Annotated in this window: 16 protein-coding genes and 3 riboswitches; of the genes, 7 read left to right on the top strand and 9 right to left on the bottom strand. The window is 63.3% G+C overall.

The features are described from left to right. The first annotated feature begins 145 nt into the window (after window positions 1-145). From EPJ54_RS06860 to EPJ54_RS06885, 6 genes are all read left to right on the top strand, one after another. Window positions 146-484, top strand: coding sequence for an AtpZ/AtpI family protein (locus EPJ54_RS06860; protein ID WP_135210901.1), 339 nt, complete (start codon window positions 146-148; stop codon window positions 482-484). A gap of 8 nt (window positions 485-492) precedes the next feature. Next, a complete protein-coding gene (locus tag EPJ54_RS06865) occupies window positions 493-1,263 on the top strand; it encodes a F0F1 ATP synthase subunit A (RefSeq protein ID WP_135210902.1) in 771 nt (256 codons plus the stop codon). Window positions 1,264-1,302: 39 nt separating this feature from the next. Further along, window positions 1,303-1,530 carry a F0F1 ATP synthase subunit C gene (locus tag EPJ54_RS06870; RefSeq protein ID WP_135210903.1) on the top strand — a complete coding sequence of 76 codons (228 nt, stop codon included), beginning with the start codon at window positions 1,303-1,305 and terminating at the stop codon, window positions 1,528-1,530. After that, on the top strand, window positions 1,530-2,087 hold the full coding sequence (locus EPJ54_RS06875) for a F0F1 ATP synthase subunit B family protein (RefSeq protein ID WP_135210904.1): 558 nt from the start codon (window positions 1,530-1,532) through the stop codon (window positions 2,085-2,087). The genes EPJ54_RS06870 and EPJ54_RS06875 overlap by 1 nt, the downstream gene beginning before the upstream one ends. Before the next feature lie 10 nt (window positions 2,088-2,097). Continuing rightward, window positions 2,098-2,583: a F0F1 ATP synthase subunit B family protein gene (locus EPJ54_RS06880; RefSeq protein WP_239590785.1), complete on the top strand. Its 486-nt coding sequence runs from the start codon at window positions 2,098-2,100 to the stop codon at window positions 2,581-2,583. Between the two features lie 120 nt (window positions 2,584-2,703). Next, window positions 2,704-2,882: riboswitch (yybP-ykoY riboswitch) on the top strand. Between the two features lie 4 nt (window positions 2,883-2,886). Continuing rightward, window positions 2,887-3,450, top strand: coding sequence for a TMEM165/GDT1 family protein (locus tag EPJ54_RS06885; RefSeq protein ID WP_135210905.1), 564 nt, complete (start codon window positions 2,887-2,889; stop codon window positions 3,448-3,450). Between the two features lie 133 nt (window positions 3,451-3,583). Here EPJ54_RS06885 and gcvPB read toward each other — a convergent pair whose 3' ends face one another. The 5 genes from gcvPB to EPJ54_RS06910 form a co-directional block, all read right to left on the bottom strand. Beyond that, complete coding sequence (gene gcvPB, locus EPJ54_RS06890; RefSeq protein ID WP_135210906.1) at window positions 3,584-5,107, bottom strand: aminomethyl-transferring glycine dehydrogenase subunit GcvPB; 1,524 nt, start codon at window positions 5,105-5,107, stop codon at window positions 3,584-3,586. Then, window positions 5,104-6,450 (bottom strand): aminomethyl-transferring glycine dehydrogenase subunit GcvPA, encoded by a 1,347-nt coding sequence (gcvPA, locus tag EPJ54_RS06895; RefSeq protein WP_135210907.1) that lies wholly within the window; start codon window positions 6,448-6,450, stop codon window positions 5,104-5,106. Before gcvPA ends, gcvPB begins: the two co-directional genes overlap by 4 nt. After that, window positions 6,450-6,824 (bottom strand): glycine cleavage system protein GcvH, encoded by a 375-nt coding sequence (gcvH, locus tag EPJ54_RS06900; protein ID WP_135210908.1) that lies wholly within the window; start codon window positions 6,822-6,824, stop codon window positions 6,450-6,452. Before gcvH ends, gcvPA begins: the two co-directional genes overlap by 1 nt. A gap of 11 nt (window positions 6,825-6,835) precedes the next feature. Further along, a complete protein-coding gene (gcvT, locus tag EPJ54_RS06905) occupies window positions 6,836-7,999 on the bottom strand; it encodes a glycine cleavage system aminomethyltransferase GcvT (RefSeq protein ID WP_135210909.1) in 1,164 nt (387 codons plus the stop codon). A gap of 42 nt (window positions 8,000-8,041) precedes the next feature. Continuing rightward, a riboswitch (glycine riboswitch) is annotated at window positions 8,042-8,144 on the bottom strand. Further along, window positions 8,145-8,235, bottom strand: a riboswitch (glycine riboswitch). It lies immediately after the preceding riboswitch. A gap of 218 nt (window positions 8,236-8,453) precedes the next feature. After that, the gene (locus EPJ54_RS06910) at window positions 8,454-9,200 is read right to left on the bottom strand and encodes a tRNA1(Val) (adenine(37)-N6)-methyltransferase (protein WP_167755607.1); all 747 of its coding nucleotides are present in this window, start codon (window positions 9,198-9,200) and stop codon (window positions 8,454-8,456) included. A 106-nt stretch (window positions 9,201-9,306) separates the two neighbouring features. On the opposite strand from EPJ54_RS06910, the gene EPJ54_RS06915 reads away from it, so the two are divergent. Further along, complete coding sequence (locus EPJ54_RS06915; RefSeq protein WP_239590786.1) at window positions 9,307-10,323, top strand: polyprenyl synthetase family protein; 1,017 nt, start codon at window positions 9,307-9,309, stop codon at window positions 10,321-10,323. Here the strand turns inward: EPJ54_RS06915 and EPJ54_RS06920 are convergent. The 4 genes from EPJ54_RS06920 to EPJ54_RS06935 all read right to left on the bottom strand — a co-directional run bounded on the left by EPJ54_RS06920 (window position 10,320) and on the right by EPJ54_RS06935 (window position 12,752). After that, window positions 10,320-10,688, bottom strand: coding sequence for a VOC family protein (locus EPJ54_RS06920; RefSeq protein WP_135210911.1), 369 nt, complete (start codon window positions 10,686-10,688; stop codon window positions 10,320-10,322). The two genes, EPJ54_RS06915 and EPJ54_RS06920, sit on opposite strands and share 4 nt — an antisense overlap. A 15-nt stretch (window positions 10,689-10,703) precedes the next feature. Continuing rightward, window positions 10,704-11,207 carry an SRPBCC family protein gene (locus tag EPJ54_RS06925; RefSeq protein WP_135210912.1) on the bottom strand — a complete coding sequence of 168 codons (504 nt, stop codon included), beginning with the start codon at window positions 11,205-11,207 and terminating at the stop codon, window positions 10,704-10,706. 72 nt (window positions 11,208-11,279) lie between these two features. Then, window positions 11,280-11,636 carry an ArsR/SmtB family transcription factor gene (locus EPJ54_RS06930; RefSeq protein ID WP_135210913.1) on the bottom strand — a complete coding sequence of 119 codons (357 nt, stop codon included), beginning with the start codon at window positions 11,634-11,636 and terminating at the stop codon, window positions 11,280-11,282. 57 nt (window positions 11,637-11,693) lie between these two features. Beyond that, window positions 11,694-12,752 (bottom strand): glycosyltransferase family 4 protein, encoded by a 1,059-nt coding sequence (locus EPJ54_RS06935; RefSeq protein WP_135210914.1) that lies wholly within the window; start codon window positions 12,750-12,752, stop codon window positions 11,694-11,696. Window positions 12,753-12,774 lie beyond the last annotated feature (22 nt).

Raw genomic sequence — 12,774 nt, forward strand, 5'->3', positions numbered from 1 at the left:
CCTGCCCCTCCCCGCGCGGCGGGGAGGGAAATGCGTGTCATATGTCGCACCCGGCTTCCTTGACCCGGTAATCGCCCCTGCTAGTTTCCGCGCGCGCGAATTGGGGGCTTGAAAGAGTCGCCCAACCTCGTGCATCGACCGTTCAATGGCTGACAGAAAACCGCCGGAGGACGCCCTCTCTAACCTGCGCCGTCGCGTTGATGCGGCGCGTGGCGAGGGCCCTCAGAACACCCCGCCCGCGATGAGCCCAGCAGCGCTGGGACTTCGGTACGGCGGAGAGTTTGGCGCGGCGATTATTGTCGGCGGGTTGCTCGGCTACGGGGCGGATTATTTTCTGAACTCCCAACCGTGGGGTTTGGTGATCGGCATCGGGCTGGGCTTCGTGGCGGGCGTCGTGAATGTGGTGCGCGTCGCGCAATCCTATTCCCGCGCTAACCCGGTCGATCCCAACGCGCCGTCCATACCGGACGACGAAGAGGACTGAGCGGTTAAGTGGCGAACGATCCGATCCATCAGTTTCACATCGAACCGATCGTCGAGTTTCAACTCGCCGGCTGGGACGCAAGCTTCACCAATGCGAGCCTCGCGATGGTGGCTGGCGCTGGTTTGGCTGCGTGGTTCTTCAACTGGGCGATGAAGCCGGCCGCACTCGTGCCGGGCCGCGCGCAAGTGGTCGCCGAGGGTGCGTACGACTTCATTCGCGGCATGCTGAAAGACGGCGCCGGCGAAGAAGGCGTGCGCAAATTCCTGCCTTTCGTCTTCACGCTCTTCCTGTTCATTTTCATGTCGAACATGCTGGGGATGTTCCCCGGCTTCTTCGGCGTCCATCACATCTTCACGCCGACCAGTCAGATCGTCGTCACCGCAGCGCTCGCGCTCATGGTGTTCTTCACGGTCATCATCGTCGGCTTCGCCAAGAACGGCCTGAAATTCTTCAAGCTGTTCGCGCCATCGGGCGTGCCTGGCTACATCCTGCCATTCGTTATTCTGATTGAGGTGATTTCGTTCTTCTCGCGGCCGCTGTCACACGCGGTTCGTCTGTGGGCGAACATTCTCGCAGGCCATATCCTGCTCAAGGTTTTCGCGGGCTTCGTGCCGGCGTTGGCTGCGGCAGGCGGCATTTTCACGGCGCTTTCGATCCTGCCGTTGGCGATGACCGTTGCGCTCTATGGCCTCGAATTCTTGGTTGCGTTCCTGCAAGCCTACGTGTTTGCGATCCTGACCTGCATCTACCTCAACGACGCGCTTCATCCGGGGCACTAAGCCCTTCAACACAGCAACAGTTTTTCGAAGGAGTTCATCATGGACGCGGAAGCCGCAAAGTACATTGGCGCTGGTTTGGCCTGCTTGGGCATGCTGGGCGCCGCCATCGGCGTGGGCAACATCTTCGGCAGCTTCCTGTCTGCCGCGATCCGTAACCCGTCGGCCGCGCAAGGCCAGTTCGGCAATCTGATCTTCGGCTTCGCCGTGACGGAAGCCCTCGGCATCTTCTCGCTGCTGATCGCCATCCTGCTGCTGTTCGTGGTGTAATGGCCGACCCGCACGCCTCCGACGCTGGCGCTGTGGACGCGGCTCACGCCGTGGACGGCGCGCATGGGGCTGACGCTGCTGCAGCCGCCGCTCATGGTGGCGAGCACGCGGCGACGTTCCCGCCGTTCGACCAGTCGCTGTTCTCAAGCCAGCTCATCTGGTTCGCGATCACGTTCGCGGCGCTCTATTTCGTCGTCTCGCGCTTCATCATCCCGAACGTCTCGACCGTTCAGGCCAAGCGCGCCGGCACGATCTCGAGCGATCTCGACGCGGCTGCGCTGAAGAGCGCCAAGGCGGAGGAAGCGCGCACGGCGATGGAAAAGGCGACAGCGAAAGCGCGTGCGGACGCCCGCGCCACCGTTGACGCCGCCCGCGCCGAAGTCGTCGCGAAGCTGACAGTCGAGCAAGAGCAAGCTGAAGCCCGCCTCGCCGAGCGTATCGGCGCCGCGGAAGCCAAGGTCACGGCCGCGCGCACAACTGCGCTCGCGGAAGTGCCTGGCATGGCCGACGCTCTAGCGCGCGACATCGCCGCCAAGCTCGTCCCAGCCAACGCGTAAGGAGAGCGTGATGGAAATCACAGCAACCGAAATCGCGTTTGTCGCGCTCGTGCTGTTCATCATCCTGCTGGTGTACCTGAAGGTTCCGGCGGCGATCATGGGCGCGCTCGACAACAAGTCGCAAGCGATCGCCAAGGAGCTCCACGACGCGCGTAAGCTGCGTGAGGAAGCCGAAGCGCTGCTGGCCGAATACGAAGCCAAGCGCGCGGCCGCTGAGGCCGAAGCCAAGGCGATCGTGGACAGCGCCAAGGAGCAAGCCGCTCTGGTCGCGGAAGAAACCCGCGCCTCGATGTCTGCGGCGATCAAGCGCCGCGAGCAACAAGCCGAGGACCGCATCGCCCAAGCCGAAGTGCGCGCCGCCGCTGAAGTCCGCGCCGCTGCCGCGGACGCAGCTCTGGTCGCCGCGGAGAAGCTCATTCGTGAGCGCCTCTCGGATAAGGCGCAAAGCGCGCTCGTCGCCGAAGGCGTCGCCGAGATCGGCCGCAAGTTCGGCTAAGCGAACGGCAGCGTAGAAAGTTTGAGGGCGGAGCTTCGCGGCTCCGCCCTCTTTTGCGCGTAGCCTAGGCGATGCGAATTGCTCGCACGTTTGACACACGCGCCAGCGCCCCCTAATCCACCCGCATTCTTCGGGGAGTAGCCGGCCGCATCAGCGGCGCCCGCCGTCAACATACTTGCCTCTCGGGGCATGGCGCGGGAGACGGACGAAAGTCCGGATTGGCGAGACCGACGATACCGCTGCAAGCGTGGGCCGCTTGCGTGCGTGTGTCGTCGTGTCGGTGCAGGCCCTGGACGTTTTCAAATGGAAGCACTCTGGATTTCGACGGGGATCGTCGCGCTCGCCGAGATTGGCGACAAAACCCAATTGCTCGCCATCGTGCTCGCCGCGCGTTTTCGCAAACCCTGGCCGATCATCGCCGGCATCTTCGTCGCCACATTGCTGAACCACGCCGCCGCCGCCGGCCTCGGCTTCATCATCGCGCAATGGCTGAGCGGCCACATCTTTCGCATCGCCGTCGGCGTCAGCTTCATCGCGATGGCGGCGTGGGCTTTGATTCCGGACAAGGAAGACGATCGCGCTGAGAAGACCAACGCCGGCGGCGTTTTCCTCACCACGCTTGTCGCGTTCTTCCTGGTCGAGATCGGAGACAAGACGCAGATCGCGACGTCGCTGCTCGCCGCCCGCTATCAGGAGCTCGCGCTGGTCACCGCAGGCACCACGCTCGGCATGATGCTCGCCAACGTGCCGGCTGTGTTCCTGGGCGAAGCCGTCACGAAGATCGTGCCGCTGAGCTACGTGCGTATCGCCGCAGCACTCGTCTTCGCCGCGATCGGCGCCTGGGTGGTCATCGCGACGCTGATGTAGCCATGCTCCCTACCTCGTGGGGAGCTGTCGAGCGCAGCGAGACTGAGGGGTGCGTGCTCAGTCAACAACTCGCCCCTCCGCTTCGCGCTGCGCGCTCAGCACCTCCCCACGTAGCGGGGAGGACAGAACGGTCTTACTCCGCCGCCTGCTTCGCGGCGTTGTTCGCTTCCGGCTTCCAGCGCAGCTTGGGCGAGCGCGCGGCGCGCGTGTCGTCGAGACGGCGCATCGGGGCCAATCGCGGCGCTTGCTTGAAGAACTCGACCTCGCCCGCGTTCACACGCTCAGCCAGCGCGATCATCACATCGGCAAAGCGATCGAGTTCTCGCTTCGGCTCTGTTTCGGTCGGCTCGATCAACATCGCGCCATGCACGACGAGCGGGAAATACGTCGTGAACGGGTGATAACCCTCGTCCAGCAACGCCTTCGCCATATCGATCGTCTCGACCCCCTTCGGCTTGATCGAGCTATCGTCCAGCAGCACTTCGTGCATGCACGGGCGCTCGCCGAATGGCGCGTTGAAATGCGGCTTCAAGCGCGCCAGCAGATAATTCGCGTTCAACACCGCGTCTTCCGCGACCTGGCGCAGACCATCGCTGCCGTGGCTCATCATGTAGGTGAGCGCGCGCGTGAACATGCCCATCTGGCCGTGGAAGGCGCACATGCGTCCGAAGGCCTTCGTACCGTCGCTCTGCTCACGCAATTCACGCACTTCGCCGCGCTTCACGATATGCGGCACCGGTGCGAACGGTGCGAGCGCTGCGGAGAGCACAGTCGGGCCGGCGCCGGGCCCGCCGCCGCCGTGCGGCGTCGAGAACGTCTTGTGCAGATTGATGTGCATCGCATCGACGCCAAGATCACCCGGACGCACCTTGCCCACGATCGCGTTGTAATTGGCGCCGTCGCAATAGAAATAGCCGCCCGCTTCGTGGATCGCGTCGGCAATGCGCTTGATCTCCGGCTCGAACAAACCGCACGTGTTCGGGTTCGTCATCATGATGCCGGCCACATCCGGCCCAAGCTTGGCGACCACGTCATCCAGATGCACGCGCCCATCATCGCGCGCCGGGATTTCATCGACGATGAAGCCCGCCGCCACCGCCGTCGCCGGGTTGGTGCCGTGCGCGCTTTCGGGCACCAGCACGCGCTTGCGCGTCTCCGCTTCACCACGCGCTTCAAGTGCGGCCTTGATCGCCAGCATGCCGCAGAATTCGCCATGCGCGCCGGCCTTCGGCGAGAGCGCCACGGCCGGCATACCGGTCAATTCCATCAGCCAATGCGCCAGCTCATCCATCAATTCGAGCGCGCCTTGGATCGTGGACGTGGGTTGCAGCGGATGCAGATCAGCGAAGCCTTCAAAGCGCGCCGCGCGCTCATTCAAGCGCGGGTTGTGCTTCATCGTGCACGAGCCGAGCGGGAAGAGGCCAAGATCGATCGCGTAATTCTTTTGGCTCAAGCGCACGAAATGGCGCAACGTCTCGGGCTCCGAGAAGCCTGGCAGATCGAGCGCCGCTTTACGGCCTAAGCCGCCCAGCTTCTCGTACTTGCCGCCCTTCGGCTCGGGCAGATCAACGCCCGTGCCGGTCGCGTGCCCGGATTCAAAGATCAACGACTCGGCCTGTTGCAGACCCTTGTTGCCGGATGTGGTTTCGTAGCTCATTGGGCGAGCACCTTCTTCAGCGCATCAGCGTACGTCGCGATGTCGTCGTGCGTGTTCATTTCCGTGGCGCAGGTGATCAGCACGTCATCCATGCCCGCCTTCGGATCGAGGCGGCTCATGGCGACGCCCGCGATCACCCCCTTCGCGACCAATGAATCGACCACGCCTTGCGCCGGCTTCGGCAAGCGCACCGCGATCTCATTGTAGAAGCGCGTCGTCAGCACCTCGACGCCGGGCGCCGCGCCCAGCGCATAGGCCAGTTGCGTCGCCTTCTCGTGATTGAGCGCCGCCAACTGGCGCAGGCCCTTCTCGCCCAAGAGCGTCATGTGGATCGTCCACGCAAGCTGGCAGAGGCCTGAATTGGTGCAGATGTTCGACGTCGCCTTCTCGCGGCGAATATGTTGCTCGCGCGTCGAGAGCGTCAGCACAAAGCCGCGCTTGCCGTCGGCATCCAGCGTTTCGCCCGCTACGCGGCCAGGCATTTGGCGCAGATATTTTTCCTTCACGGTGAAGAGGCCCACATAAGGGCCCCCGAAGTTCAGCGCATTGCCGATCGATTGCCCCTCGCCGCAGACGATGTCCGCGCCATAGGCGCCGCCCGGCTCGATCAAGCCGAACGCCGTGCATTCGGTAAATGTCGCCACCATCAACGCGCCCGCGCCGTGTGCGGCTTCGCGGATCTTGGTGAGATCGGTAATCGTGCCGAACAAGTTCGGCGATTGCACGATCACGGCGGCGACATCCGCGCCTAATTCGCCAACGACCGCCGCTTCGTCATCTATCGCCGCCGGCAGCGCCACGATCTCCAAGCCCAAAGCTTCGCATGCCGTGCGCGCCGTATCGATATAGTGCGGGTGCACGCCGCCGGAGAAGACGATCTTCTTCCGCTTGGTGACGCGCGCGGCCATCATCGCCGCTTCCGCGCACGCGGTGGAGCCGTCATACATCGAGGCATTCGACACCTCCATGTTGAGCAAAGTCGCGACTTGGCTCTGGAATTCGTAGAGCGCTTGCAGCGTGCCTTGCGCGATTTCCGGCTGGTACGGCGTGTAGGCGGTCAGGAATTCGCTGCGCTGAATGAGGTGATCCACACTCGCCGGCACGTGATGGCGATAGGCGCCCGCGCCGAGGAAGAACGCCGTGCGACCCGCAGGCGTATTCTTCTCCGCCAGGCGCTGCATGTGGCGATGCACTTCGATCTCGCCCTGCGCGCGCGGCAGATCGACCAAATCCTTCAGTAACGCGCCCTTCGGCACATCGACAAAAAGCTCATCGATCGATGTCGCACCAATGACGCTCAGCATTTGCTGGCGGTCAGCGTCGGTGAGTGGGAGGTAACGCATCAAAGACCCTTCACGTAATCGGCGTACGCGGCTTCATCCATCAGCGCATCGAACTCGGCCTTGTTCGCGATCTTCAGTTTCACGAACCAGCCGTCGGCTTGCGGCGCGTCATTGATGATCTGCCAATTCTCGCCTTTGATTTCGGCGTTCGCATCCACGATCTCGCCCGAGATCGGCGCGTACACGTCCGACGCCGTCTTCGCACTTTCGACCACGGCCATGTCCGCGCCCTGCGCGAAGCTCGCGCCAACCGCCGGCAGCTCGGCGTACACGACATCGCCCAATTGCTCGGCGGCGTAGGTGCTGATGCCCACCGTGGCGACATCGCCCTCAAGCCGCACCCATTCGTGATCCTTGGTGTAACGCGTCGTCATGTGACTTCCCCTCAAGCCTTCTGCGGGCGGTGATATTTGTGCGGCACGAACGGCAGCGGAACGATCGTTGCCGGGCGCGCTTGGCCACGGATGATGAGATCGATTCCCGCGCCGAGTTCAGCGAATTCGGCATCGACGTAGCCGATCGAAATCGGTGCATTCAAAACAGGCGAGAAGCCGCCGCTGGTGACAATGCCAACGCTCTTGCCGCCCGCTTGGATTTCCACACCCTCACGCGCCGGCGCGCGATCATTGGGGCGAATGCCGACGCGCTTGCGCTTCGGCCCATTCGCGAGTTCGGCGGCAATCCGCGCCGCGCCCGGAAAATCCTTCGCCTCGCGGCGGCGCTTCTGGATCGTCCACGCCAAATCCGCCTCGATCGGCGATGTTGTCGGATCGAGATCATGCCCGTAAAGGCAAAGCCCAGCTTCCAGACGCAACGAATCCCGCGCGCCCAAGCCAATCGGTTTCACTTCCGGATGCGCCAGCAACGCGTTCGCCAAATCTGTCGCGTGCTCCGCCCGCACCAAAATTTCGTAACCGTCTTCGCCCGTATAGCCAGACCGCGTCACCGTGAGCCGGCCGAACACGTCATAGCGCTTCACGCTCATAAAGCTCATCTCGGCCAAAGCAGGATCGATCACAGCCGCCGCCACCACCTGCGCGCTCGGCCCCTGCAGCGCGAGCAAGCAGCGATCATCGGCGCGCACCAGATTGGCTTCGCCCTTGGTCGCTTCCTCGATCAGCGCCCAATCCTGGTGCTTACAGCCGGCATTGACGACGATGTAGAGATCGCCCGCCGCACCTGGCTCGGCCGGTCGCGCGATCATCAGATCATCCAACACGCCGCCTTCGGCATTGGTGATCATCGTGTAGCGAACCTGGCCCGGCTTTAGGCCCTGGATGTCGGCCGGCACGAGGCGCTCAATCAAGGACGCAACCTTCTTGTGCGCCGCATCGCCCTCAAGCCCATGGCCCTTCGGCAAAGCAAAAAAGCTCGGCCCCATATGCGAGACATCGAACAGGCCCGCGTGGCTCCGCGTCCAAGTGTGCTCGGCAATCAGGCCTTCGAATTGCAGCGGCATGTCGTAGCCGGCGAAATCGCCAAACTTCGAGGTGCGCGCGCGCCAAAGCGCATCTAGCGGCAGCTTCTTCGGTGTTCCGGCTTCGGCCATTGTGCTTCCCAGGATTGCGCGGCGCGCGCACGCTCTCGCGTGGCGGCCCCCGCTGTCCTGGCGCCTGAGAGATTCACCGCATCTGGTTCGCGGCTTACTCCGTCGGCGGCAGCTCTACCCAAAGAGCTGCGCTTTCCAGCGTGTTCATCCCCCCGCGGTCCGGTTCCCTGAGAGTTTCCGGGGCGGTTGCTCCTTCGGGGGCGGCATCTTTGGCCGCGCTCTCCCACGGGGTTCGCTTGTGTGACCGGTATCGGGGCGACTCAGCGTCGGCCCGCTCCGTTAAGCCGGAAACTGGTCGCGCGCCTGGCCGGAGTCAATTGCGACAAGCGGCCGATAAAGGCGGATTCCCACTTCGTTCGCGCAAGATCGCGCACCGGGTGTGCAGCACCTTACTCACAAGTCCAATCTGGCGGCCTTTTCGCCTGACTGAGCGTCGACGTTCCAGGGACGTTCGTCAGCCGAACCAAAGCAGCGCTTCGCCACGGAGAATGGCTTCAGCCTCGGGCGTGTATTTGTCTTTCGACGTTTCGCTTGGATGCAGATTGAGCCCGCGCAGAATTTGCGTCGGCGCGCGTGATCCTTTTCGCGCACGCACAATAACGCGACGCGCGTTCTCGTTGGCGTTTGGATAGACCGGCAGCACCTCGACGCCGCCGAGCCGCCCCTCAAGCGCCTGCAGAATTTCTCCCAGGCGATGAGCGCGATGAATGAGCGTCAGCGTCGCCTGCGCGCGCATGCGGTTGGACCAGACCTTGATCCAATCTCCTAAAGGGCGATCCGCGAGATAGGCGGCGCGCTTGCCCTCCGCCGGCTCGCGCCCTTCGCCGGGCGTGTCATAGGGCGGATTGAAGAAGACGTGATCGAACAAGCCGTAATCCGCGGCCCCATCAAGCGCGTCGCCTTCGATAATCTGCACGCGAAGCGCCGCAGCATTGATCTCGACATTCTGCCGCGCAGCGTCGGCGAACAAAGCGTCGCGCTCAATGCCAACGAACGTGACGCCGCCCTCATGTCGCGCCGCTACCGCCAGCAGCGCCGCCGCCACGCCGCAGCACGGCTCCACAACGCGCGCGCCCTCTGCAATCACACGCGGCAAACTCGTCGCCAACAAAAGCGTATCGACGTTGACGCGATAGCCGCGCGCGGGTTGGCGTATGCGCACCCGCCCGCCCAAAATCGCGTCTTCCGTCAGTTCCGTCACAAGCAAATCCTATGCGACCCTTGGGCGCTGCGGCGGGAACCCAGCTTGACCGGCGCCCCCGGTCCTACCATCGTCCGGCCTCCTTTGAGGTCAAGCGGAGAGGCAATTGGGACCGGCGGTCGGACCTGCCAAACAAGCCGCCGGCGCACCGCACGCGGTCGACCGGTTGGCCGCGCTTTTGGCCGATGATTTGGCCGCCGTCGATGTGCTGATCCATCAGCACATGGCGAGCCCGGTTGGCGTCATTCCGAACCTCGCCGCGCACCTGATCGATGCTGGCGGCAAGCGCATACGCCCTCTGATCACACTCGCTGCAGCGCGTCTGCTTGGCGGTGGCGGCGACGGCGCGCGCAAGCTCGCGACCGCTGTCGAGTTCGTGCATTCCGCTACGCTGCTGCATGACGATGTCGTCGATCTCTCCAACATGCGGCGCGGCAAGAAGGCCGCGAATTTGATCTGGGGGAATTCGGCGAGCGTGCTCGTCGGCGATTTCCTGTTCGCGCGCTCGTTTACGCTCATGGTCGAAACCGGCGACATCCAAGTACTCGATATTCTCTCGCGCGCCGCCTGCGTCATCGCCGAAGGCGAAGTCATGCAGCTCGCCGCCGCCAACGACGCCGAGACCACACGCGAACGCTACCTCGACATTATCGCCGCCAAGACGGCGGCGCTCTTCGCTGCTGCCGGCAAAGCTGGCGCTGTGGTCGCCGGTCGCCCAGGCGCGGAAGCGAGCGCGCTTGAAACGTACGGCCGCGAACTTGGCCTCGCGTTCCAGCTCGTTGACGACGCGCTCGATTATGGCGGGCTCTCGGCCACGATGGGCAAGAACGCCGGCGACGATTTCCGCGAAGGCAAAGTTACGCTGCCGCTTGTGTTCGCGCGCGAAGCCGGCGACGAGAGCGAGCGCACCTTCTGGCGCCGCGTCATCAGCGGCGAACGCACCGACGACGACTTCCACCGCGCCGTCGCCCTCATCCGCCGTCACGACGGCATCGCGCTCACGCTGCAGGCCGCCCGCGACCACGCCGCCCGCGCCAAACAGGCGCTCGAAATCCTTCCCACCAACGCCTACCGCGAAGCGCTCGCCGATCTGCCGGACTTCGTGGTCGAACGCGCGTACTAAGTCGCGTTCAATTGGTGCAGCAAAATCGAATTGCCTTCGCTATCGAGGCACACCGCCATCCGGCAATGCGGGCCGTGGATGACGTCGCTGCGAAACTCGACGTTCTGCGCTTTGAGATCAGCCATCAGCTTGTCGAGATCCTCAACCTCAAACGCGATTGTGCCGCCCGCCTTCGCGCTCGGCGCCTCATCAGTAAAATTCGTCAGCGCCATGCAGCCGCCGCCAGGTAGATCATATTCGATCCACCACTTGTCGCCCTGATTGCCGTGGCTGCCGAGTTTCAAACCAAGCTTGTTCTCATAAAATTCACGCGCCCGCGACGCGTCTTGGATCGGGTACATGGTGAAGGCGATCTTCTTCAGCATACTACGCTCCCAAACTCACGCGGCCTCGGCTTTGAACCTCTCGTCCAGACGCACGTAGCCCATCTCCATGCCATCGGTCATGCCGGTCGAGACGGCGCCGTCGCGGATGTCTTTGGAGGCGAACAGCATCGTCACGGTCAGCGTGGTCACGCCATTTGCTTCAACGAACTCAGACGTGATGATGGCAGGCTCGCTCGAATCCATCGCACCGCCGACATCGCCTGGATCATAATGCTCGGCATGCACGAGCTTCGAAGGCGCGTTCACGTGCTTGAATTCGCCGAAGAAGCCGAATTCCTTGCCGTCCTCATCGCTGCGCCAGCGCCAACGATACCTACCGCCTTCGCGCACATCCATCTCGCAAAGAGGCATCGACCAACCGGGCGGGCCCAGCATCCATTTCTGAATCAACGCAGGTTTCGTGTGCGCGTCCCACACCAATTGGCGCGGCGCGTTGAAGCTGCGCACGACGCGCACCTCGCGATCGCTTGGCAGCGTGACTTCGAGGGCCTTGGGCATTTCGCTCTCCTTGGATTGTGTGTTGGGCCGTCGTTCGAGGAACGATTGGCCGGGGGGCGCACCGACAATGCGCTAGTCTTTTCTTCGCTTACGCTTGGCGGGCTTGGCTTGAAGCTCCTCAAGCAAAGCATCGAGGCGCTCATAATTCGCGGCCCAGATCTCGCGATAGCGCTCAATCCAATCCACGGCCTCTTCCAATGGCTTAATCTCAAGCTTGCGCGGCCTGCGTTGCGCGTCTTGGCCAATCGAAATCAGCCCCGCGCGCTCCAGGACTTTGAGATGTTTAGATATGGCCGGTTGGCTCATCGCGAACGGTTCAGCGAGTTCGGCGACCGACGCCTCTCCCGTCGCCAACCGCGCCAAAATTGCGCGCCGCGTTGGGTCGGCCAGCGCTGCAAAGGTTGCATCAAGAGCGGTCGCTTTTTGCATAACCCTTTGGTTATATATAAAGGCGCACGGCGTCAATCGTAATTTGGCATCCGACTTCTAGGGATCGATGAGCCCGCGCTCGCGCGCCCAATTGTGCGTATAGGCAGAGAGAATGATTGCCAGCAGAACGAGACCAGCAAGCGCGATCCACTCCGCGGCAAAGTCCGGCTCGCGCGCGACCGCGAACGCGAGCACGCCGCACGCACTCGTCGCCACCCAATACGCGACAGCCACCGTCTCTCGGCTCAAGCCGCCGCGGATGGCAATCTGATAATGGTGCTCAACATGTCCCGTGAAGAGCGACCGCCGCCGCGCCACGCGCCACACCAACGTGATCAACGCGTCCGCCAAGATTGGAAAGAAAGCGATCACCGGCACGAAGGGCGACGCGCCAGTGCGAATGACCACGATCAAGGATGCAGAGGCCGCCAGCGCGCCGCCAAACAGCGCGCCGGAATCGCCCGCGAACAATCGCCCGCGTGGAAAATTCCAAATCAAAAAGCCGAGCGTCGCACCAGCGCCGCAGAGCGAGATCGCAGCGCCGCTCGGCGCGCCGTTCGCGAGTGAGATGCAACCAAGCGCAACGAGGCCAAAGCCCACCGACCCCATCGCCAAGCCGTTCGCGCCATCCATGAAGTTCACGCAATTGATCATCGTGAAGATCCAGAGCGCGGCGCCGAGAATGGCCGCCAAGTATGGAATGACGAGAACGACATCGCCGCCAAGCGGAAACGTGCTGATCGGGCCGATCACCAACGCGGCCGCGAGCGAGATCACCGAGTAAAGCGCGAACTTCAGCGACGCCGGCAAATCGACCGCGTCGTCAACGAAGCCGATGAAGAGCAACGGATAGGAAAACCCCGCCGACATCCAGAGCAGCCGCTCGCCGTGCGGACTCACTTCGTACTGCCAGACGGAGGAATTATTGAGCAGCAGCAGCATCGCCGCCGCATAGCCGACGCCGATGCCAAGCCCGCCGCTGGTGCGCGTCGCCTGGCCGTGTTGCTTGCGCGGTACATTCGGATGATCGACCGGGCCAAACCAAATGATCAGCCGGCATGCGATCGCGCTGGCGACGAGCGCGACGATCACGACTGTCAGCAAGTCCTGAAACACGCACTGCACCCCGCCGGAGCGC

It is taken from the genome of Vitreimonas flagellata (assembly GCF_004634425.1).
Taxonomy (GTDB): domain Bacteria; phylum Pseudomonadota; class Alphaproteobacteria; order Caulobacterales; family Aquidulcibacteraceae; genus Vitreimonas; species Vitreimonas flagellata.

Bases quoted from the DNA above. Each gene is read 5' to 3' on its own strand.
- EPJ54_RS06860 (WP_135210901.1), top strand. From the start codon at position 146: ATGGCTGACAGAAAACCGCCGGAGGACGCCCTCTCTAACCTGCGCCGT.
- EPJ54_RS06870 (WP_135210903.1), top strand. From the start codon at position 1,303: ATGGACGCGGAAGCCGCAAAGTACATTGGCGCTGGTTTGGCCTGCTTG.
- EPJ54_RS06875 (WP_135210904.1), top strand. From the start codon at position 1,530: ATGGCCGACCCGCACGCCTCCGACGCTGGCGCTGTGGACGCGGCTCAC.
- EPJ54_RS06880 (WP_239590785.1), top strand. From the start codon at position 2,098: ATGGAAATCACAGCAACCGAAATCGCGTTTGTCGCGCTCGTGCTGTTC.
- EPJ54_RS06885 (WP_135210905.1), top strand. From the start codon at position 2,887: ATGGAAGCACTCTGGATTTCGACGGGGATCGTCGCGCTCGCCGAGATT.
- gcvPB (WP_135210906.1), bottom strand. From the start codon at position 5,107: ATGAGCTACGAAACCACATCCGGCAACAAGGGTCTGCAACAGGCCGAG.
- gcvPA (WP_135210907.1), bottom strand. From the start codon at position 6,450: ATGCGTTACCTCCCACTCACCGACGCTGACCGCCAGCAAATGCTGAGC.
- gcvH (WP_135210908.1), bottom strand. From the start codon at position 6,824: ATGACGACGCGTTACACCAAGGATCACGAATGGGTGCGGCTTGAGGGC.
- gcvT (WP_135210909.1), bottom strand. From the start codon at position 7,999: ATGGCCGAAGCCGGAACACCGAAGAAGCTGCCGCTAGATGCGCTTTGG.
- EPJ54_RS06920 (WP_135210911.1), bottom strand. From the start codon at position 10,688: ATGCTGAAGAAGATCGCCTTCACCATGTACCCGATCCAAGACGCGTCG.
- EPJ54_RS06925 (WP_135210912.1), bottom strand. From the start codon at position 11,207: ATGCCCAAGGCCCTCGAAGTCACGCTGCCAAGCGATCGCGAGGTGCGC.
- EPJ54_RS06930 (WP_135210913.1), bottom strand. From the start codon at position 11,636: ATGCAAAAAGCGACCGCTCTTGATGCAACCTTTGCAGCGCTGGCCGAC.